Here is a 21,044-nt window from a genome sequence, read left to right as displayed (position 1 = left end):
GGCTTGCGCTGTCGCCGTGCCGTTTCCAGCCACACCACCACGTTCACATTACCGGTTTCGTCTTCCAGGGTGACGAAGGTAACGCCGGAAGCGGAGCCGGGGCGTTGGCGGCCGGTGACCAGGCCGGCGACCTGGACAGGGATGCCGGCTTTGGTGGATTTGAGCTGTTCGGCGCTGAGACAGAACTTCAGGTGGCCCTGTTCCCGCAATAACGCTAGCGGATGACGCTGCAGGGTGAGGCCCTGGCTGGCGTAGTCGGCCAGCACGTTCTGGCCTTCGGAGGGTTCCGGCAATTGCTCACAGTAGTCCGGTTGATAATCGACCGCCGTCTCCTGAGCGAACAGCTCCGCAGGTTGTTCATGGTCGAGCAGTTGCCAGTACGCCTGGTGGCGGTTGGCGGTGAAGCCCGGCATGGCGTTGGCGCCGGCGAGGAGTTCCATATCCCGCTGGTTCAGGGTGGCCAGGCGGCGAAGCTCGCTGGCAGAGCGGTAGCCCTCGGCTGGCCGGTTCTGGTGGATACGCTCGGCGCCGCTAACGGACAGACCCTGGATAATCCTCAGGCCCAGTCGCAGATGGCGGTCTTCGTCTTGCAGGTTGTGGTCCCACTGGCTGGCATTTACATCCGGCGGCAGCACGGTGACATTGTGCCGGCGGGCGTCCTGCACCAGTTGTGAGGGAGAATAGAACCCCATGGGCTGGCTGTTAAGCAGGGCACAGTAAAAGGCCGCCGGATAGTGCCGTTTGATCCAGGCGGAGACGTAGACAAGCAGGGCAAAGCTGGCGGCGTGGGATTCGGGGAAGCCATAGCCGCCAAAGCCGCAGATTTGCTGGTACAGCCGTTCGGCGAAGTCGGCATCGTGACCACGTTCGAGCATACCGGTGACTAGCTTTTCCCGGAACGGGGTCAGGTCGCCGTGGGATTTCCAGGCCGCCATGGCCCGGCGCAACTGGTCGGCTTCGCCGGCGGAGAAGCCGGCCGCCACCATGGCCAGTTTGATCACCTGTTCCTGGAAGATGGGCACACCGAGGGTGCGCTCCAGCACCTTGCGCACGGCATCGTTCGGGTAATCCACCGGCTCCAGGCCGTGCTTTCGGCGCAGGTACGGGTGCACCATGTCACCCTGGATGGGGCCCGGCCGAACGATGGCCACCTCAATCACCAGATCGTAATAGGTTTCCGGTTTCAGGCGGGGCAGCATGTTGATCTGGGCCCGGGATTCCACCTGGAATACGCCGATGCTGTCGCCTGTCTGAAGCATGGCGTAGGTGTCACGGTCTTCCTGGGGAATGTCCTGTATCCGGAAAGGCTGGCCTTTTTCATCGCTGATCAGTTCCAGCGCTTTTCGAATGGCGGAGAGCATGCCAAGGGCCAGCACATCCACCTTCATCAGCCCCAGGCTCTCAAGGTCGTCCTTGTCCCACTGGATTACGGTGCGGTCGGCCATGGCAGCGTTCTCCACTGGCACCAGTTCGGCCAGTGGCCCGGCGCTGATCACGAAACCGCCCACGTGCTGGGACAGATGTCGGGGGAAGCTCAGCAGGGTATTCACTAGGGTGAAGAACTGGTCCGCCACCTGTGGGTTGCGGGTGATTTTCTTGTCGAGAATCTGCTGGCGCCAGTTGGTGGCCTTGTCCCGCCAGTCGATGCCTTCCAGCAGCTGTTCCACCAGGGCCGGATCAAACCCCAGGGCCTTGCCGACATCCCGAATGGCGCTTTTGGGCCGGTAACGGATCACCGTGGCAGCCAGGGCGGCGCGCTCACGGGTATAACGCCGGTAGATATACTGGATAACCTCTTCACGACGTTCGTGCTCGAAATCCACATCGATATCGGGCGGTTCGTTTCGGTCTTTGGAAATAAACCGCTCGAACAGCAGTTCCACCCGGGCCGGGTTCACCTCGGTGATGCCCAGGCAATAACAAACCGCAGAGTTTGCTGCCGACCCCCGCCCCTGGCAGAGAATCCCCCGGCTGCGGGCAAAGTCGACAATATCGTGGATGGTGAGGAAGTAATGCTCGTAGTTCATCTCCGAGATCAGGCCCAGCTCCTTGCGGATCAGGCTCTGAACCTGCAGTGGTGTGCCATCCGGGTAACGCCGGCGCTCGCCTTCGCGGGTCAGCCGTTTCAGGTAGCCGGCCGGAGTCTCGTCCTCCGGCACCAGGTCTGGCGGGTATTCATAGCGCAGGCTGCCGGGCTCGAAGGTGCACTGGTTGGCAATGGTCAGGGTTTCATGCAGCCAGGCTTCCGGAAACAGCCGTTGCAGAACGGGCAGGGGGCGCAGGTATCGCTCGCCATTCTGGAACAGGCAGTGGCCGGCATTCTCCAGATTGGTGTGATTGCGCAGGGCTGTCAGTACATCCTGCAGCGGCTGGCGCTCCCGGCTGTGCATGTGCACCTCGCCCACGGCAGCCACGGGAATGCGCAGCTGATCGGCCAGCCAGTGTATCCGTGCCAGCCGCTGCTCCTCGCCGGATTCCAGGGTGCGGGCCGCGGCAATCCAGATCCGGGGGTCAAACAGTCGGGCCAGCCACTCGCCGCAGGCCAGCGCCTGATCGGAATCCGCTTCGGTAGGCGATGGGGGCAGCCACAGACACAGGCAGTCATCCAGGGTGTGGGTTTCAATGTCCCGGTAATACAGCTGGTAATGGCCTTTCTCAGCCCGCCGGCGGCCGGTAGTGATCAACTGGCAAAGCTGGCCATAGCCTTTGCGCGTGCGGGCCAGAAGGATAAAGCGAGGAGAAGCGGCGCCGGTGGGGGCATCCGACAACTCAAACCAGCTGCCGGTAATGAGTTTTACAGGACTTTCTGCCAGCGCCGCCCAGGCCCGGGGAATGCCGGCAACGGAGCAGGCATCGGTGATGGCCAGGGCGGTGTAGCCCAGCTCATGCGCTCGCTCAGCCAGTTCGTGGGGATGAGAGGCCCCGGTGAGGAAGGTGAAATTGCTGAAGCAAAACAGCTCTGCATACTGCTGCCCGGACATCAGCCAAACCACCCATGCACAAACCAGCCTTCCCGGGCATCCCGGAAGACCCAGGCCAACTGGCCGCTGCTCAACTGGGCAATGTAATAATCCCGGTGCACGCGCTGGCCATCCCACCAGCCACCGCTGATGCGCTCAGGCCCGGAAAACCAGGTAACGGGCGCCTCGGTCAGCGGTTGCGGGCCTTTCAATAACCAGAGCGGCCGCCTGGGCAGTTCTGCTGCCGGTACTGGCGGCGTTCCGGTTTTACGCAGAACTTCCGAGGCCGACCAGGCCCGTTCGGGACGATGATCCGCCTGGGGCGAGAGCTGCCTGAGAGCCTGATCGCCCAGGCGCGCCTGCAGCCGGCTGATCAGGGTATGCCAGGCTTCATTCAGATCCTGGGTTTCACCCAGCAGATCCTGCCCGGAGGGTGCTTCCCGTGACAGGAAACGCTTCACCAGCAAAACCATGGAGATAACCGGGGCGCTCAGGGAATGTTGCTCCAACCGCAGACGAACCAGGTTCAAGAAATGATCGGCCCGGTGCTCCGGCCCGGATGTGCGAATCTGCAGCCGGGTTGGTTCCGCATGCCGGTGCTTCAGAACCAGCCGCAGGCTGTCGGTATCCTGCTGGCGCCAGCACAGATCCTCTTCCAGTTCGACAAGCATGCGCTGGAGCGGAAACAGCAGCCCCTGGGTGTGTTCTATTTCCTGCACAAAATCCGCCTGTTGCCGGAACGAGTGGGGCGGCTGCCAGGGCGTGCGGGGATCTGGCCGGGTGCCCTGGATTTTCTGGATGTAAGCCAGTAACTCCGGAGACAGACGCCGTGCCAGTTCGCCGGGCGGTAAATCAAACACCTCCCCCAACGTGTTCAGCCCCAGGCGCTGCAAACGGGTACAGGCTTTCTCGTTGAATTCAGCTGCCAACAGGGGCATCTGGCTCAGGCTTCGAAGAATGTGGCCTTTGTCTGCCGTGCATTCCCCCTTGCCGGCGCGGGCAATCAGCCGGGCCGACAGAGGGGTATAGCCAATACCGATCCAGGCATTCAGCTGGCGCTCATTCAGCCCCTGTTCCACGGTTTGCCAAACGGCGGGCAGCCCGCCATACAGTTTTTGAAGGCTGCCAATTTCGGCCAGCAGACCATCGGGCGGCACCAACACAATATGGGCCGCATAGCGGTACAGCCAGCGGGCCTGATCTTCCAGAATCCTGGCTTCCTGGGTTTCATCGGCCCGCACCATGCCCAGATCCGGAGCCAGGCTGATGGCGGTTTTCAGGCGCATGCCGCTACGAATACCCTGGCTCCTGGCGTCCGGGCAGGCCTGGATCACCTTCTGGCCAGAGCCTTCAACCACCACCAGGGCGCCCTCATCTTCACGGGTGCGCCGAATATGGTCCAGCACCAGGTGCGGGAAATGCAGATACAGCCAGAGCATGGAGCGTTATTACCCGGTTGAACCCGACCAGGGGCCCCGGACAACCCGGGTGGTTTCACGGAAGGAGAGATCGGCCCGCTGGGCCATGGCCAGTGAACAGCGCTGCCCGGGCCAGCTACCCCGGCGCTTGAGCACATTCACCTTGAGATCCTGCTGCTCCCCCGGTTCCAGCTCCAGCCGCAGGGCAGCCGGAGAATTCTGCCCGGCGTAACGTCGTTCCCGGAACAGCACACACACATTGCTCCCGGCTTCGGCGGCCAGTTGCAGGCGACGGACTTCCCGTGAGGCCAGCTTGCCCGGCCAGGCCATTACCAGGCCTGTTACTGGTGAGCGCAGGCAGTTCTCCAGTGTCCACAAAAAGTCGCCCTCATCATCGGTATGGATCAGCACCACCTGGTCCAGGTTGACGCCTTCCCGGGCCAGGGCAGGGGCATAGGGCGTATGCGGCGGGTTCAGCCAGAACACGCTTTTGCCCTCTTCGCACACCCGTTGCATCAGCGGCAGAAGCAAATGCAGCTCACCAATACCCGGTGCATCCAGCAGGCATTCGCTCAAGGCACCCCGGGGCCAGCCCAGGCCTCCGAGCTGGTTATCCAGCACCTGGTAACCGGTTGATTGCGCAGGCTGTGTGGTCTGGGTGTGGCGGTGCCCCTGCCAGACACGGGCATCCTGCATCAGCGTGTTCAGAAGCTCGCTCATGATGAAAACTCTCAAAATACTGTTTAAATATACAGTATTCGGAAAGCCGCCGGATTTCAAGAGAAGGGTTGATAAAGCGAAGGGCACGACCCACGCTTGTAATACAGCCATCAACCATGGAGGTTGAAATGAGTGACCTGAAAGCACACAGCTGTGAAGCTTGCAGCCCGAACGCAAGCAAGGCGACCGAGGAAGAAAAGCAGCAGCTGCATAAAGAGGTCCCAGACTGGGAAATTCTGGAAATTGACGGGGAAGAACAGCTTCATAAGGTCTACAAACTTAAAAACTTTCTGAAGGCCCTGGAGTTCACCAACAAGATTGGCGAACTTGCCGAAGAAGAAGACCATCACCCGGTGGTTGTTCTGGAATATGGCAAAGTTGCAGTGAGCTGGTGGAGCCACGAAATCGGCGGCCTGCACAAGAACGACTTCATCCTGGCAGCGAGAACCGACGCTGCTTTCAACGACATGCAATAATCCCAATCACGGCGGAACCCGGTTTCCGCCGTGCTCCTTCCGGACCGGAGACCACCAGACGAATGGTTGAAAACCGCACCGATAACCCCCTGACCCTGAAGCTCGGCAGGGAAGAGCTCATCATCCGGCTTATCAGCCACATCCACGTTAAGCGAATTCCAGCCAGTAACTGGGAGAGTTAGAAGCCTTCGTCAACTGTGCTTTGCACTCCAAAAACAGTTTTAGGAGTTTGATAAACGGGTGATATACGAACGCGTTCGTGTAATTAGCTGCTAAATGCCAGTGATAGCCATGTCTAGGGCTCCAACAATCTGATCTCTGAAATGTGATAGAGAACCAATCGGATTGTTGAGATGCTTTTCAGAAACAGAGGAAATTTGCGGGGTCAACAGGAGAAGCTCCTGGTCTGCAAAGCTGATTTCTGGGGTGAGTCCTTGCATGGCTTCGCCACCGAATGCGGAGCGTTTCCCCAAAGGAATGACGATACGAGTTGCCAGTTCGCTCAGCAGGCTGCTTTGAATATCGACAAGGTAAGGGTAGTGAGCTTTGCTAGTTTTACTTGGGTTGAGGTATACATCGAACTGTGCCATCAAAATTCCCTGAATTCATCGCCGAAGCATCCATGTTGTTCGACAAAATCGTTATAACTTTTTATCGCAGACCTGTTTTCTTCAACCCATTGTTCTGCTTCGCGTTTGGCAAGCTCTTCTTTCAGGGCTCGCTCCAGGGTAGCAGACAAGTTAATGTTCAGTTCACGGGTCTTACGCAGTAGATCGCTATTGACTGAGAGGTTCGCAGCTTTTTTCGGTGCGGCTGTGTTGTAGAGTTCGGCCATTCCAGCCTCCAAGTGGCTATTTAATGCATGGCCTCAGTTTATGCGCATGATAGTGCGCATTCAAGAATTTAGCCAAAGGCTCTTGTCGGACGCGCCTGAGCTGGCGCTTCGTCGCTCCGCAAAGCCAGGGCGTTATGCAATACGTTCGCCTTGACGTACGTACCCAAGAGCGTACACTTGTTTAAAAGTTGAACATACAAGAGGTGCGTCATGACCGGAATCACAGCAACTGAGGCGCGCAGCAACCTATATCGGTTGATCGACGAGACCGCCGAGTCCCACCAACCAATCGTCATCATGGGAAAGCGGAACAAAGCGGTTCTGGTATCCGAGGAAGACTGGTCTGCAATTCAGGAAACGCTTTACCTGCTCTCCGTGCCTGGTATGCGGGAGTCTATTCGTGAGGGGATGGATACCCCCGAGGATGAATGCGATGAGGAGCTGGACTGGTGACATGGAAGTTGGTTTACACCAAGCAAGCCCAGAAAGATGCAAAAAAGCTGGCCTTCAGCGGTCTCAAACCAAAAGCCCAGGAAGTGTTGGCGCTTATAGCAGAAGATCCATACCGCAAGCCCCCTCCGCTTGAGAAGCTCATAGGTGATCTTTCGGGAGCCTATTCACGCCGAATCAATATTCAGCACCGTCTGGTCTACCAAGTGCTAGAGGACGAGCAAGTGGTGAAAGTCCTCAGGCTCTGGAGCCACTACGAATAATCCATAGCCAGCCGCTGTCGCCGGACAATTTTTCCACTGCTTCCCGTTATGTATAAAAACGGCCTGTTCTTCAAGGAACTCAATAGGGTTTTCAAGCCATGAAATTCTCGAAGTCTAGCGAGTCTGATCGTCAGGAAATCGAGGTCCTGTTTACCCGGACATTCTCTGATTCGGAAGGTGAGTCCGAGGAAAAGCTGATTGGCCATCTGGTGCATGAGTTGATGAACGGGACCGAAACCGATGACATGTTCGGGTTCATCGCTACCGAGCAAGGGCAGATAGTCGGGTGTATCTTTTTCACGAGATTGTCGTTCGGTTCCCGCGTAAACGCTTTTATGTTGTCACCGGTAGCCGTTGATACGGACCATCAGGGGAAAGGCGTTGGTCAAAAACTGATTAATTTTGGCATTGAGCACTTGCGTGAACGGGGTGTCGAACTCATTTTCACCTATGGTGATCCGAACTACTATTCAAAAGCGGGTTTCGAACACGTACCTCAAGAGGTTGCGGAAGCGCCATTTAAATTAACCCATCCAGAGGGGTGGCTGGGGCAGTCGTTGGATGGCGGCAGTATTAAACTCCCACTGGGGCAGGCGTGTTGCGTTGAGGCATTCAACGATCCTCAGTATTGGTAAATCCAGGAGGCTCTCCGCCTCGGAAAGCCCCCTTGAACTGTTCTGGCCTTTATCAGTAGGCACCCTCGCTGTATATCAACTCATAGCTGTGGCTATAGATCTCTAAAATGTTGCCAAACGGGTCTTCCATATAGATCATCCGGTAGGGCTTCTCGCCGGGATAATAGTAGCGCGGCTTCTCCATGCGTTTTTTCCCGCCAGCAGCCAAAATACGGTCAGCCAATTCCTCGACGTTCGGGTCTTGCACACAAAAGTGAAAGATGCCGGTTTTCCAGTACTCGAAATTGTCTTCCGGGTTGGTCTGGTTTTTAAATTGAAAAAGCTCCACACCGATTCTGTCGCCCGTCGATAAATGAGCAATACGGAAGCTTCCCCAGCCGGCACCGAAAACATCGGTGCACATCTCCCCAATGGCGCTTTCGTCCTCTTCGATCTCGGTTGGTTCCATAATCAAATACCAACCCATAACCTCTGTGTAGAACTTCACGGCTTGCTCAAGGTCCGGCACGGATATGCCGATGTGCGAGAAATTTCTTGGGTACACGTTGCTCATTGCCTGTCCTCCTTTAGTGAGACTGAGAGCAGGTTACATGCTGGTGTTTATCAGTTAAAATTATCATTTATTCTTTAAAAGATTACGAAAAGTAATGATAAATACCACCTGGTTACGCTCGTTTTGCACGCTGGTTGAAGTGGGACATTTCACCCGCACAGCCGAACGTCTCCACATGACACAATCGGGGGTAAGTCAGCATGTGCGTAAGCTTGAGGAGCAGCTTGGTACGGAATTGCTCGTCAGACAGGGGAAACAATTTTCGCTTTCGGGTGCCGGCGAAAAGCTTTATGCCGAGGCGCAGGACATTCTCCTGGCGTTGTCGAATCTTGAGCAAACAGTTGGTGAGGACCCGCCCTATGAGGGAACTGTGCGGCTTATGTCTCCGGGAAGTGTGGGGCTGAAGCTGTATCCTCATTTGTTGTCGCTGCAGAGCAAGCACCCGAAGCTCATTATTGATTACCGGTTTGCGCCGAATCCTGATGTGGAAAAGGCAATCGCCGAATCCACTGTTGATATCGGATTCATGACGGCAAAATCTACCCTGGCGGAAGTGAGTTGTACGCCCATCGCGCAAGAATCACTGCTGTTGGTAACACCTGCTACGGTCGAAGAACCGGATTGGGAGACGTTGATGACCCTCGGGTTTATCGACCACCCTGATGGAAGTCATCACGCCGGCTTGCTTCTTGGTGCCAATTACACCGAGTTTCAGCACAGTAGCCTGTTTCCCAGAAAGGGGTTCTCGAACCAGATCGGTTTGATCCTGGAGCCGGTCAGCCTGGGGCTGGGCTTTGCTGTTTTACCAGCACATGCCGTTGAGGCCTTTGAAAAGTCTGAGGGCATCAAAGCTCATCGTCTCTCTCACCCGGTCAGCGAAACGTTGTATCTCAGCGTTCCCCGGAATCGATCACTTCAGGCGAGAATGAATACTGTGATAGCTGAGGCCAAGCGGTGGCTGAATGGTTGAGGCAGGTTTTGAATGACTCTGCGCAGTCACCAGATTTTCACATTATTTTGGAAGGCGCATGCCTGATTTGACGTACCTGAGACCTTTCTTGACCAACGCCGAAGCGGGTATTCCGGGGCCTTGAAAGCCCGTTAATCATGATCCGATACTCATGATATGTATGATTAATCGGCTCATTTGATTAAAATTTATCCAATTTTTTTGCACCCTCCTTCACCCTGCCTATACTCCCTTATGTCATAGCTTGAATTCATGACGCTGTTTGCTGTTTCCGGGGCCTATGGCCTGAATCTACGCAACAGGGTTTTGATGCTGCAGTCCGGCTACCACGGGAAAGAAGGATGTTTTTCCTGCCGGTCTCGAAACCTGCGCAAGGCATTCGCTGCGAGGGATCGCTATGGCAAATTTCGCCCGCTTTATCACCGTCGACTTCTCCCAATTCGATTGGCTAAACCGCATCGATGCTGATGTTCTGCTTGATGTCGGTGACCTGTCACCAGACCTGCTGACTGTTCCCGGTAAAGACGCCCAGCGTGTGCTTTCGGAAGTGGTTCGACTGGTTCTCGATTTGCCGCGAAAAAGCACACCCCTGGTTGTCTGGACCAAAGGCGACAGCGAGTTGCTCATCCACAGTGACCAAACCCGTATTCAATTCTCCAGCGGCGTTATCACGGTAACGGTGAGCGCGGAATGCGAAGAGCATGGAAAGCTCAGTATTCCGGTACCGATTGGCGTTGGCACCAAACAGTCGCCAAGCGGCCTTGTTATGTCCACGTTCGAAGACCTCGAGGGCCCGGAAGAACTTATATTGGCCTGGCGGGACGCGATTCAGGCGTTCGCCTGGGAGTCCGTGCTGGAAGTCGCTTCCGTGTTCTGCGCCGAGGTTGGCAACGACAAGCGTGGTTTGCCGCTGGTTCCTGGCGCGATCGCCGCTGCTCCGAACAAAATGCTGGTGCAACCTGTTGCCCGGTTTTCACTGATGCCGGGAGTCTGACATGGGTGCTGACCAGAATCTGGACGTTTTTGGCACACTGGCGGAAGCAGTTGGCCTGACCCGAGACGGTGAACTACAGGGTGACTGGTTCCAGGACCCGTTAGGCAATCCCAACGGTAGCAAGCGCGGCCTCAGTTCGATGATGTACCTCGACGAGCAGCGAGAGGCATTGATCGCTTTTGTTGATGACGTGCTGGGAGCACCGGACAGGGAAGAGCAAGGGGGCGCTATCTGGGTCCCGCTTTTCAGCGACTCCGGTGCGACTGTTTTCGTAGTGGTGGAGGAGGCCGACAACGGCGCCAGAGTCGGATTTGGCATCGAATACGACAGCGCTAGCTCAGTGCCCGCAATCTCTGTAAGTGCCTATGTTCCGGTATTCCAGTTCGAACGGGAAGGCGCTGGAGCGCTGGACATTTCCGGGGCGCAACCCGATTGGCTGGTGTTGGGTCGGGACGACGCGCACATCGAATTAGCCATCAAAGTCATTATTTCCAACGATGCCCCTGCGCCAGGGGACCTATACATTGGCGCCGTATCCGTGGGTGTGGACGTTCCAACCAGCCCCTCTGATGATCTGGAATTCAGTCTCGGTTTTGAACGGCTTCAGCTCCCTGGCACCAATGCGCCCAGGGATTTTGAGCTCACCGTGGATAACATTAACGAGCTGAGCTCCGATTTTCTGGAATTCATGACGGGCCTGATTCAGGCCCAGGCCGAGGCGCTCGATACCACCAATGCGGCGACCGCTCCGTTTGCGGCGCTCACCGGTTTGGCGGGATTAAGATCTGTTCCGAATATTCCACCATTTCCGCTGGAGTCACTGATTACAAATGGCGTGTCTGCGCTGACCGGCTGGATTGAATCCATCCTTTCTTCCGCACCCGCTCGCAATGCCTGGCTCGGCCAGTGGGCCACGCTGCTCGGCGGTACTGTCAATTCTGGCCGAAGCGCCATTGAGTTCAGTGACGGATCATTGGCCGGAGCCGTTGGTTTACGTGTGGCGTCGTCAGCTGCCGGGGGATTGATCATCACGCCCTGGCTGGAAGGTTCGCTCAGACCTCAGGCCGGGGCGGAAGTGAAGGCGCAGGTGGACCTGCTTACGCTGGCAACCCTGGATGGCAGTATCAAAGCCGTGCCGAATTTGTCGCTTCTTGCTGTATTCGGGCAGGTAGCGGGCATGGGGTCGCCACTGCTTGCGGGCGACCCGGCAATTGGGTCAATCAAAACCGGTATTACTCTGACCGGCGGAAAACCGGCTTTTGCATTGACGGCTCACAACGTCACGCTCGGCGGCACCAATCATGAGCTATTGGATCTGTCGTCTCCCGATGCCGCGCTGGACGCCGCCGAGAGCCTGGTCGACGGTGCTTTGGTTTCTGCATTGGCCACTCTGGGTCGCCCCGGCGAGATCTGTTCCCAACTGCTGGGGCTTGATCCGCCCACCGGTATCTCCGGCCCTTCGGCGATCGAACTCCTGACCGACCCTCTGGGTAAAACGGCCGCCTACTGGAATTCACTCGTTGCCTCGCCGGCAGCCATGGCGGTTGTTTTAACGTCAACCCAGGAACTCATCACCGGTAACTCAACCAGTGTTTCGGGCGCCGGGACGGCAGCGGATCCCTGGAGCATTGATCTGGACCCTGTAGCGCTTGAGGTTTCGATCGACGGTGATTGGATCAATTTTGATTTGGAAGCTCGCCTCGAAAACACTGTTCTGGACGACAAGCGATCAGACGTTTTTGTCAGCGCAAGGTTGTTGCGGCTGAATTTTTCGGCGCCGAGTGCGGAGTTCCTGAGCCGAATTAACGCTGGCACCCGGCTGCGGGAAGCCGATGGATCTGATCTCAGGCTGGATATGGGGCAGGTTGATGTCTCGGCCCGGTCGATCGGTGCCTCGGTGGTTTGGGGGGCTTCAACGGGCTTTGCCGTGCGTGTGGATGCGCCAGACCTGTCAGTCGAAGTTGAAGCCGTCGATGCATCCGACAGTTCAACCATCGAAGTTCCGTTGCCGCTGCCTGAGTTCAGCAGCGATGGCACGGTCCGCTTTAGCGCGGATTGGGGGGGCATCGAAAACGCGGTGGCCGCGTTGCTTCGGCGACTGGGCTCGCCGATTATCACCGCGCTTACGGACCTGATTGGCTGGAATGGCGAGGGAGCTCGTCTATCCATTGAGCAGCTTTTGAGCGACCCGGAAGCTGCTCTGAAATCCTGGATGGGTGATCTGGTACTGAATTGCAGCAATGTTCGGGTGGCGATGAGCCCGCTCTCATACCTTTTCAGCGGCTTCCGCCAGTGGGCACCGCTGGGCAATGGCAATGAACGCACGCCGTATCGAGCCGCCATTGCCGCAGACTCCAGGGCGCCGGGCGTTGCGGTGTGGCTGGACCCTGGCTGCGACATCCACCGCGGGCGGTATCAACCTCCAGCTGGCAATTTCGATTCCAGCGAGCCGACGGAGTTGGCCTCCATTGCAGAAGCGATTCGGGCGGCAGGTACGGAGCTTCCGGAGCTCGCCGATCTGATGACGGGCCGGAACCGCCTGGACGAGGGGTTTCAGGCGTTAATTGATCGCTTCACCGGTACCGACGGCCTGATCGGCCGCCCAGCCTCGCTGCCAACCGGTGTGAATGGCATCGACATTGGAGGCTTGAGCTATCGTGAACTGGTGGCATTCGGTGCCATCAACCTGTTGCCGCAGGAAGCCTTCGGAAGCGCACCTGACTCTGTGGTTTACGTGGGCTGTGAGGACCTCTGGAGTACCTGTTTCGGAAGCGACAGCCTGGATGTTCGGGGAGAGGTCAGCGGACCCGGCGTTCCGGCATCCGCCAACGGACACTGGTCCATCTGCCTGCCGAATCCAACAACAGCCGCGGCAGCGAGACCTGATCGTGGTGCCATAGACGAGCAATGCCAGCGCCTGATCGAGGTGTTGCAGGATCGGGCCACGCCCATAACGGTTGTTGCCTTCGGTTCCGCCGGGGCGGCTGCCATCAAGGCGGCAAGTACGATCACTTCGATTGATCGGGTGGCAACGGTAGGCGCGCCCTGGGCGCCGGTTTCCCTGAATGGCTTGTTGTCGGGGTTGAGCGGCGACGCGTTGCGGCTCCTCTTGCAGCTCCAGCGACCAGAGCCCGAGACGATTAACGAAGAGGAGATTGCCGGAGAATCCAACGCCCTCTTGCAGTTTGGCTATGTTCTTGAGCGGGCGTCCCGGGCCGCCGGTTTAACACCCGACAGCCTTGATGAGCTTTTGCGGGCGGACCAGCAAGCGATCCGGTCAGGCCTTCCGGTAGACGCGGTATTCGGCGCCCTTGACGCCGAAGCCCTGGAAGCCGGTCTTGCTGCAACCGTTGCCGGTGCCATTGCCTACCGCCACGAAACCTATGAGCCTCCGGCAACGCCACCAACCAAACTGCACGCCGGTGTGGATCTGCCAGTTATTGATGCCAATCTCGGCGGCGTCTTCCTCGGGGCGGGGGCCATCCTGGAACTGGCGACCTGCGATCGAGGCCCCGGTGGCGATGGCTTTGAGGTGCAAACAGACAGGCAGGTCATCCTGGATCTGCATTTCGGCGTTCAGGATGGTTGGCTTGTTGGTGGCCCGGGCGCCGGCCAGAACGACATTGAGGTGCGCTGGGTATCTGCCCGGTTGTACCTGCCCTTGGCCGGTAGCACGCGGGTATCTGGCGCCCGGATAGTTCTGCACGAGGCCAACTGCTTCGGGGTGCGGCGGGACCAGTGGGTGATTGAAAGCGGGGCTGGTGTAGCCTCGCCGAGCTTGCCCACGTCTGAGGTTCATTTGATTCTGGCCGAAGTTGTGGGGCGCTTGGCTGCGGCATCTCCGGATCTCAGCCAACTGCTTGCCGACATCGGGCTGGTTGCCGGAGGTGGTTATGATCCGGAAGGTTTTGATCAGCTTATTCTGGATGCCAGTGCCGCAATCAACGCGGCGGTAGATGCATCTCCGGCCAGCCTTGCCGGCGCACTAAGGGCGCTTGGCGGATTTGGTGGCGCAGGCGCCGAGATATCCTGGGCACTCGATGCGGCAACCATTGCCGTCGATCTGAACTCCCGCGCCTTTGCTCTGGACGTAAACCATGTGGCGGCAGACCTTGTTCCACTGGGCCTGACGCTATTTGCTTCGGCATCCTCGGCCTCCATCTCCGGCTCCATCGGCGCAATCGAGCCGGATGTGGGTGGTCTTCGGCTTGTAGCCAGTGCAGCAACGGGTGGAGTTTCACCCGCCCTGACTATTGCCTGGCAAACTCCCGGTTCATTGTCCGCGACGTCAATCAATCTTCTCTCATCGCTAAGCACTTCCGAGCAGGCCGCCCTGGCGAAACTGGGAGCGGGATTCATCCCGTCAACGCTTCTGGCGGGATTAGTTGATCACCTCCGCGAAACCGCTTCTGACGATGCGAGGGTCGCCATTGAGGTGATAATGGATGGCCTGGATTTGCTGGCGCCGCCTTCTGAACTGCCCTCACGTAGGGTGTTGCTGCCCTGGGCGTTGTTTATGGACCCGGTGGGTTGGCTGAAGACAGGCGCTGCACCCTGGAAGGCCGACCCGTTTGGCCAGGCGATTCAGGCGTTCGATGCGCTCGGCCAGTTGTTGATACCCGGCTTCACCGGAGGCGGATTCGATTTCAGTAATGAGGTGTCCGTAACCTACGGGGTGGCCTCAGAACGGCTGAATGTAGCCGTCGCCATCGAAACAAGTCATTCATTGGGCGCGACTCCGGTCATCATCAGCCTGGGCGGCGGCCTGTCCATAGCCACCAACGGCTCGATTAGCACCCTCGTTTCCAGTTCGGCGACCTTTGATGGGAAGGGCGTTGCTATCTCCCTATCGCCAGACATTCGCATCGACCTCTTGCGGGCTGCCCCTGCAGCGCCCATGCAGATTTACCCTTCGGGACCGGGCCTGGGATCACTTCTGGCGACTGGAGCAGGTATGGCCATCCCGGTCGCGCTTAACGCATTGATTGCCGAAAGGGCCAACCCGACGCCGTCGCTGCAAAAAAATGTGGCTACGGCAGTGTTTGAGTTGGGTAGCGCATTGGATCTTCTGGAATCCAATCAGTTTGCCGACGCCAGAATTCAGACCTTTGCCGCAGACCCCGCCGGGGTACTTTTATCCCGCCTGCCCAATCTGGTTGTTACCGCAATTTCGCAGTTGGCCAATGCTCTCGACCCTGCGGGTACTGTCGTTTCGACATCGACGCCTGCGACGGGAATCTGTCGACTGTCACTGGGTAGCACGGATCCTGTGGAGATCACTCTGGATGCCAGCCCCACGGGCCCTGCCATTGAACTGGCCGCGGCTCTTTCGATAGCGGATGTCGGAACGGTCGGATTCGACCGGGTGCGACTCAGCGCGAGCGGCGTTGCAGTTGCTGTTTCCTATGTGGCAAGCGGATTCGACGTTGGCAATGGTTTGATTCTTCGCCCTGTAGCGAAAATTGAAGCCGGCGTGTCCGGCGCCGGTTTCTCCCGAATGGCCGCCCTTGGTCTCGTCACCGATGGTGCGGGTGACCAGTCCGTTCAGTTCCGGTGGGCTTTGAATCAGACGCCGCCGCGGGTGGTTGTTGTTGAAGAGTCGCCGTCCGGTGAAACAGAAGACAGCGAGCCCGCAGCTGTGGCCCTGGCGCTCCTGTCCCAGGCTGTTTCCATGGCAGCGGGTGTCACCTTGGAAGCACTTGGTACATTGGGAGCGGATGCGGTTGATGCCCTGCAGGATGTCCTGTTCACCGGTGGCACACCAACTCTTGATCCCACTTTGTTTGACGACATCGTCGACCCGGAAGCATTGTTGAAGCGCCTGTTCCAGCTCGGCTTCAACCTGGCCGACCACAACCTGAAAATTACCATTGATGGCAAAGTGGATGTCGGCTTCACCCGCAACGGCGATCTTGCAGGCATCTTCGTGTCTTTGCCCCCGGGCGAGCGTATTTCGCTCGGCGGCAGCGACCCGACGGTGGATCTCGAAGTGGTCGCCAACTGGGTGACGTCGCCCGGAATCGCGCCGGGTTTGTCGATCTTGCTCGTTGAAAAGGTCGGCAGCGATTTTCAACTGAATGCGGGTTTCTCCATCGCTGGTCTGGGCGTTCGCGTTGGCAAAAATGCAGGGCCTTTGCTGAACCTGGGTATTATGAGTATCGACGCCATCGGCGTTCATTTATACGGCGAGGCGGTGCCGGCAGGGTTAGGTGGCGGCGTTCAGGTTCAGCTTGATGGGCTGGCCATCGTGCCCTCGGCGGCTGGCGGCGACAATGCGGTTGCCAATAACATCATGAGCGACGCCGGAAACGATGCGTCGCCCTCGGCCCGTCCTGCCTTCAGCCCGGCGTTGGCGATTCAGAAGAACCCGGGCGGCGACCTTGGCATTTCATTGCGGGCAGGGGATCCGCCTGGCCCCTGGTGGCTGGCGATCCAGAGACAGTTAGGCCCGCTTTATCTCGAGCAATTCGGTTTTGATGTCACCGAAGTTGATGGGTCCGTTACCGGGATTTCGCTGCTGTTCGATGCGCGCGTCTCACTGTTCGGGCTAACGGCATCGGTTGAGGAGCTTGGCCTGCACTGGCTCGGTGGGGACGTTTTCGAGTTGACCAACTGGGCGGTCGATTTGAAAGGCCTGGGTGTTTCCGGGGACTTCAGTGGTCTGTCTATCGCTGGTGGTCTTCTGAAAACAGACCTGGAGGGACAGATCGGCTACGTCGGAATGCTGATGGGTCGCTTCGGGGTGTATGGACTCTCCTTGTTCGGCGGATACAGCGACGACAAAGGGCTGCCTTCGTTCTTTGTATTCGGTGCCATTCAAGGCCCCATTGGTGGTCCTCCCGCCTTCTTCCTGACTGGTATTGGGGGCGGTCTGGGTATCAAACGGGGGCTACGCGTTCCGGATGACCTGTCAAAGTTTGGCGAATACCCCTTCATCAAGGCTCTGGATCCCGCGGCGAGCGTGTCCTCCGATCCATTGGAGGAGTTGCGAAAGCTTGCCGAATACTTCCCTCCGGAGCCGGGTAACTTCTGGTTTGCCGCCGGCATCAGTTTTACCAGCTTTTCTCTGGTGGACGGTGTCGCGGTGTTGTCGGTTTCCGTGGGCAACGGGTTGGAACTCAATCTCTTTGGTCTGGCTCGAATGGCTTTGCCCAGGCCCCAGGCCGCACTGGTATCCATTGAGCTGGGGTTGCTAGCCCGGTTCTCGTCCTCGGAGGGGCTGTTCCTGATTCAGGCGCAGCTTACCGACAATAGCTGGCTGTTGTACCCCGAAGTCCGACTGACGGGGGGCTTTGCTTTTGCTACCTGGTGGCTCGGCCCCAATGCGGGCCAGTTTGTTCTGACCTTGGGTGGCTATCATCCCAGCTTTCAGCGTGACGGGTATCCGATTGTTGCCAGGTTGGGCCTGCAATGGCGGGTGTCCAACGCCATTGTGATCAAGGGTGTCTCTTACTTTGCCCTCACATCAGAAGCCTTGATGGCAGGGGTGGCAGTGGAGGTCAGTGCCGACTTTGGCTTCGCCTGGGCCCGCATTGCCTTTGGTGCGAATGCCATTGTCTATTTCGATCCGTTCTACTTCATGGCGGACGCCTACGCCCGCATTTCCGCCGGTGTGAAGATAAAAACCTTCCTGGGTACCATTCGAATCAGCATCAGTCTTGGTGCTCGCATTGAGGTCGAGGGGCCTGATTTCCTGGGCAAGGCGACCATCGAAGTAGGTCCTTGCGACATCAAGGTGAAGTTCGGCAGTTCCCGCGAGATTCGCGGCATATTCGTGGGTTGGGATGAGTTCGTACCCAAGTATCTGGAAGAAACCTCGCCGGGCCGGGCGCGGACGCTCTCGGGGGCAGCGGGTAAGGGGGCATTGCCCGCGTCCACGGAGGGTGAAACCTCGGCACCCTCCAGTGACGGTAGTTATGAGCGGCCCTTCGAAGTCTTCGCAGAGTTCGAAGTGTCGGTTGTCGCAACCGGCCCGGTCACCCGGTTTGACTTCAACAACCCGGCCATCGACAAGGACATTACGCCCAAATTGCCGAGTGGCGCCGCGGTAGCGATGGGGCTGAGCCCAATGAACGCCGCCGGGTTGAAGGGTGAGTTGGAAATTCGCCTTGAGCGCAGGGTTGGAAACACATGGACGGATCGCACCTCGGACCTGCGCCCCTTGGTGGAGGGCATGAAGGACGAAAAGACTGCCGAGGAAGGTCCTACCTATGGCCTGGAAGCCTTCCCGATCGGTGTTTGGGGGCCGCCAGAAGATCCCGAGCAACCCTCCAGTCCCATTCCGAAAGGCGAGGTTATTTTCGCTGGCAGCCGGTTAAAGATGGTTGCCGAGGCGGACATGAGTTCGCAAACCGGCCCGGAAATCGATTACTACCGGGTTGAAGCAGGCCGGCGCCCACTTCCGTTGTCTGCCGCCGGTACGTTGCGGGCCGACAACCTGAACCGGGCCACCGCTTTGGGAGTTGTTGCCGAGAGCGCGAGCATTGATGAAGCCTTTATTGAAGCCCGGAAGTATCTGTTTGCGGACGGCACCGGCGCGTTACCCGAGGGGCTTCTGGCCACAGGGCAGCGCAGTGCCAAAGCGCAGGCTATCTACGAGAGCTCCCGCACCGCGCCACCCATGTTTGGCACACTGATGGATGGCCTGGAGGCGTCGAATGCCAGCAACGGATCGACCGCCTTCATGTCTCTGGATGAGAGCCCCCGGGTCATCAAACCAACGAAGCCGTTCGTGACCGGATTCATGAGCAACGGGGCGGGCGTAGCCTTGCGGGATGCGACCACAACCGTTGCGGATAAACGCATCAAGCGCCGTCCGGCACCGTCCACCGAATCCGTTCGCGGCCGACTGGGCCGCAGTCTGCCGATCAAACTAAACACAACCCATGCTCCGTCCAGCTTCAACGATCTGACGGTCGTTGTTCGTGGCTCTGTACCTCGCACCAGCGTTACCAGCGCCAGCCAGACGTATCTCGGCGGCCGGGTTGGCTCGGGTGCGGGGGCCGCCTATGTGAAGGGCCTCGGAACAGGAGCTGGACCGGTCCCCCAGGCGCCCGGTAGCAAACTGCGCCCGGGAGATATAGTCACCATGCGATCTCCGGATGCCGCAATTGATGGGGAAGATACCCGGCCTGAACTCAAGATCACCGGCGCGGCACGAGTGGTCATGTTATTGGGCAATGGTGCTGTGGTTGCCGATGAGCAGGTTCAGGATCGTCAGATCGCCGTTCCGAAACACACTGCGACAATTGCCGTGCAGGCCAGTGGTGGAGGCGATGGTCGCGCCACTGGTCTGAGAATTGTGGGCTGGCACGATCAATCCAGACTGGTTCGCCTGACCGGTCGATCAGCGCTGGGGGCCGGATGCGTTCTGTCGCTGAACGGCACAGCCGGAAGAGCCTCCGTGGGGTGGCATCTGGCCCAGAATGTGGTGCGTGGTGCGGCTGCCGTGTCTACCCGGTTTGATCACACGGTTACCTGTGTTGGTGTGATTCTGAAAGCCGGTGAGGGTCGGTCTGCCAGTGATGTGGAAATAGAGCTGCACGGTGCACGGCACCTCAGGCAGCCGGTTCAGCCGGTGGTTGTTCAGGCAGGGGCGCGCTCGGTGCTGCTGTTTGAAATCAATTCCCTTGCCGGTTATTCCGGTGTTTCCGTTCGGGCCCTGCAGGGCGGCGCCCGTGAAATTGCGGGAATGATTGGGGCGGTCGCCTCGGCTGAGGCGATGGCCGAATTGATTGCGGAAAAGGGATTGCCCGCAACGGTTTCAAGGCTGCGCGCCGTTGGCGGCAGCAACTGTGAGATCGAATGGGTGCCGGCACAGGACGATTAACGCCGGGCAGATCCACGCAGAGACCGGCGAAAGAGGATAGCAAGAAGGAAGCAAGCGATGCCTGTTGGTGAAGGAAAATTCAAGCTCTACGCCAAACTGAATCCGCCTCTTGAGGCGGGACTGTGGCGTATAAGGGCCAACCAGAAATTCTCAGCGCAAACGCCGGAGGCCAGTCTGGATGCCAGTGCGCTGAAGGTGGACGAGGAGAATATCCACCTCAGGATTCGGTCGCCGCGCTACATTCTGCCGCCTGATCAGATTCTGTCGACCTATCCACCGGCCAATTCTTTTGGTAGCTATGGCAGCCGCCTGCCACAGGTGGTCATCAAAAGGCGGACTCTGCCATGGGAGCGCCGCCTTGACGGTGCACCCGCCAATACACCCTGGTTGGCACTTGTGCTCATCGCCGAAGGGGAAGCCAGGCTGGAAACCGGCGTTGATGTCGCGAATTGCGTAACCGAGGGCGTTGAACTCGACGGATTAAAAGAAGCCGCCAAGGGCAACTGTCTGGCCATCAGAAAATCAATCATCGATAAGGTTTTTCCCACCAAAAACGACGTGGACCTGCTGGCTCATGCCCGGGAAGTAGACATCCACGATACCGAACTGATGATGGGTGATGATGACGGGTTTCTTGCCGTTGTCATCAGCAACCGACTGCCTGTGCCGGGTAAGGACGAAGACGGCAATGATGCCCCGGTGAAGTATCTGGCCTGCCTGGTGAATCTTGAGGGCCAATACGATGTGCTGTTGGATCGGTCCCCGGATCCGGTGCCGTCGTTCGTTACACCTTTCATGGTCAAGAGTACCGTTCACCAGAGTATGGCCAGTTACGACGACCATCAGGTGATGGGCACGGCTCTGGCTCCACGGGCCGCGGGAATCAATGCCGGTGACCTTCAGAATCTGACTCAGCCGGTGCCTCTGGCGCCGGGCGTCAA

At 58.3% G+C, this 21,044-nt stretch carries 14 protein-coding genes; 8 read left to right on the top strand and 6 right to left on the bottom strand.

Going from position 1 to position 21,044, the window contains the following annotated elements:
- The 3 genes from B2W52_RS11630 to imuA all read right to left on the bottom strand — a co-directional run.
- Positions 1 to 2,981 (bottom strand): error-prone DNA polymerase (locus tag B2W52_RS11630; RefSeq protein ID WP_286803167.1); only part of this gene is annotated, 2,981 nt, incomplete at its 3' end.
- Positions 2,981 to 4,399 (bottom strand): Y-family DNA polymerase, encoded by a 1,419-nt coding sequence (locus tag B2W52_RS11625; protein ID WP_008172120.1) that lies wholly within the window; start codon positions 4,397 to 4,399, stop codon positions 2,981 to 2,983. The genes B2W52_RS11630 and B2W52_RS11625, both read right to left, overlap by 1 nt.
- Before the next feature lie 9 nt (positions 4,400 to 4,408).
- Complete coding sequence (gene imuA, locus B2W52_RS11620; RefSeq protein WP_092031874.1) at positions 4,409 to 5,098, bottom strand: translesion DNA synthesis-associated protein ImuA; 690 nt, start codon at positions 5,096 to 5,098, stop codon at positions 4,409 to 4,411.
- Positions 5,099 to 5,226: 128 nt separating this feature from the next.
- On the opposite strand from imuA, the gene B2W52_RS11615 reads away from it, so the two are divergent.
- On the top strand, positions 5,227 to 5,574 hold the full coding sequence (locus B2W52_RS11615) for a 4a-hydroxytetrahydrobiopterin dehydratase (protein WP_104271417.1): 348 nt from the start codon (positions 5,227 to 5,229) through the stop codon (positions 5,572 to 5,574).
- Between the two features lie 272 nt (positions 5,575 to 5,846).
- Here the strand turns inward: B2W52_RS11615 and B2W52_RS11610 are convergent, their stop codons facing one another.
- Both B2W52_RS11610 and B2W52_RS11605 read right to left on the bottom strand, forming a co-directional pair.
- Complete coding sequence (locus B2W52_RS11610) at positions 5,847 to 6,164, bottom strand: CcdB family protein (protein ID WP_008172112.1); 318 nt, start codon at positions 6,162 to 6,164, stop codon at positions 5,847 to 5,849.
- Positions 6,164 to 6,409: a type II toxin-antitoxin system CcdA family antitoxin gene (locus tag B2W52_RS11605; RefSeq protein ID WP_008172111.1), complete on the bottom strand. Its 246-nt coding sequence runs from the start codon at positions 6,407 to 6,409 to the stop codon at positions 6,164 to 6,166. Before B2W52_RS11605 ends, B2W52_RS11610 begins: the two co-directional genes overlap by 1 nt.
- 210 nt (positions 6,410 to 6,619) lie before the next feature.
- Between B2W52_RS11605 and B2W52_RS11600 the strand changes: the two genes are divergently transcribed.
- From B2W52_RS11600 to B2W52_RS11590, 3 genes are all read left to right on the top strand, one after another.
- A complete protein-coding gene (locus tag B2W52_RS11600; RefSeq protein WP_008172109.1) occupies positions 6,620 to 6,862 on the top strand; it encodes a type II toxin-antitoxin system Phd/YefM family antitoxin in 243 nt (80 codons plus the stop codon).
- Positions 6,859 to 7,122 carry a Txe/YoeB family addiction module toxin gene (locus B2W52_RS11595; protein ID WP_008172108.1) on the top strand — a complete coding sequence of 88 codons (264 nt, stop codon included), beginning with the start codon at positions 6,859 to 6,861 and terminating at the stop codon, positions 7,120 to 7,122. The genes B2W52_RS11600 and B2W52_RS11595 overlap by 4 nt, the downstream gene beginning before the upstream one ends.
- Positions 7,123 to 7,220: 98 nt before the next feature.
- The gene (locus tag B2W52_RS11590) at positions 7,221 to 7,757 is read left to right on the top strand and encodes a GNAT family N-acetyltransferase (protein WP_008172106.1); all 537 of its coding nucleotides are present in this window, start codon (positions 7,221 to 7,223) and stop codon (positions 7,755 to 7,757) included.
- A gap of 52 nt (positions 7,758 to 7,809) precedes the next feature.
- Here B2W52_RS11590 and B2W52_RS11585 read toward each other — a convergent pair whose 3' ends face one another.
- Complete coding sequence (locus B2W52_RS11585) at positions 7,810 to 8,310, bottom strand: lactoylglutathione lyase family protein (RefSeq protein WP_008172104.1); 501 nt, start codon at positions 8,308 to 8,310, stop codon at positions 7,810 to 7,812.
- Between the two features lie 94 nt (positions 8,311 to 8,404).
- On the opposite strand from B2W52_RS11585, the gene B2W52_RS11580 reads away from it, so the two are divergent.
- From B2W52_RS11580 to B2W52_RS11565, 4 genes are all read left to right on the top strand, one after another.
- Positions 8,405 to 9,280 carry a LysR family transcriptional regulator gene (locus tag B2W52_RS11580; RefSeq protein ID WP_039881921.1) on the top strand — a complete coding sequence of 292 codons (876 nt, stop codon included), beginning with the start codon at positions 8,405 to 8,407 and terminating at the stop codon, positions 9,278 to 9,280.
- Positions 9,281 to 9,677: 397 nt separating this feature from the next.
- Positions 9,678 to 10,274 carry a hypothetical protein gene (locus B2W52_RS11575; protein WP_273071005.1) on the top strand — a complete coding sequence of 199 codons (597 nt, stop codon included), beginning with the start codon at positions 9,678 to 9,680 and terminating at the stop codon, positions 10,272 to 10,274.
- Between the two features lies 1 nt (position 10,275).
- The gene (locus B2W52_RS11570; RefSeq protein ID WP_286803148.1) at positions 10,276 to 20,103 is read left to right on the top strand and encodes a DUF6603 domain-containing protein; all 9,828 of its coding nucleotides are present in this window, start codon (positions 10,276 to 10,278) and stop codon (positions 20,101 to 20,103) included.
- A gap of 57 nt (positions 20,104 to 20,160) precedes the next feature.
- Positions 20,161 to 21,044, top strand: an 884-nt coding sequence (locus B2W52_RS11565; protein WP_286803145.1) for a hypothetical protein, incomplete at its 3' end; no start/stop codon positions are given.

The sequence above is a fragment of the Marinobacter sp. UBA2498 genome (genome assembly GCF_002341575.1).
In the GTDB taxonomy this organism is placed as follows: Bacteria; Pseudomonadota; Gammaproteobacteria; order Pseudomonadales; family Oleiphilaceae; genus Marinobacter; species Marinobacter manganoxydans.
The sequence above is the reverse complement of the archived record's forward strand: the minus strand, read 5'-3'. Positions and strand labels throughout refer to the sequence as shown.

Bases quoted from the DNA above. Each gene is read 5' to 3' on its own strand.
- B2W52_RS11625 (WP_008172120.1), bottom strand. From the start codon at position 4,399: ATGCTCTGGCTGTATCTGCATTTCCCGCACCTGGTGCTGGACCATATT.
- imuA (WP_092031874.1), bottom strand. From the start codon at position 5,098: ATGAGCGAGCTTCTGAACACGCTGATGCAGGATGCCCGTGTCTGGCAG.
- B2W52_RS11615 (WP_104271417.1), top strand. From the start codon at position 5,227: ATGAGTGACCTGAAAGCACACAGCTGTGAAGCTTGCAGCCCGAACGCA.
- B2W52_RS11610 (WP_008172112.1), bottom strand. From the start codon at position 6,164: ATGGCACAGTTCGATGTATACCTCAACCCAAGTAAAACTAGCAAAGCT.
- B2W52_RS11605 (WP_008172111.1), bottom strand. From the start codon at position 6,409: ATGGCCGAACTCTACAACACAGCCGCACCGAAAAAAGCTGCGAACCTC.
- B2W52_RS11600 (WP_008172109.1), top strand. From the start codon at position 6,620: ATGACCGGAATCACAGCAACTGAGGCGCGCAGCAACCTATATCGGTTG.
- B2W52_RS11590 (WP_008172106.1), top strand. From the start codon at position 7,221: ATGAAATTCTCGAAGTCTAGCGAGTCTGATCGTCAGGAAATCGAGGTC.
- B2W52_RS11585 (WP_008172104.1), bottom strand. From the start codon at position 8,310: ATGAGCAACGTGTACCCAAGAAATTTCTCGCACATCGGCATATCCGTG.
- B2W52_RS11580 (WP_039881921.1), top strand. From the start codon at position 8,405: ATGATAAATACCACCTGGTTACGCTCGTTTTGCACGCTGGTTGAAGTG.
- B2W52_RS11575 (WP_273071005.1), top strand. From the start codon at position 9,678: ATGGCAAATTTCGCCCGCTTTATCACCGTCGACTTCTCCCAATTCGAT.
- B2W52_RS11570 (WP_286803148.1), top strand. From the start codon at position 10,276: ATGGGTGCTGACCAGAATCTGGACGTTTTTGGCACACTGGCGGAAGCA.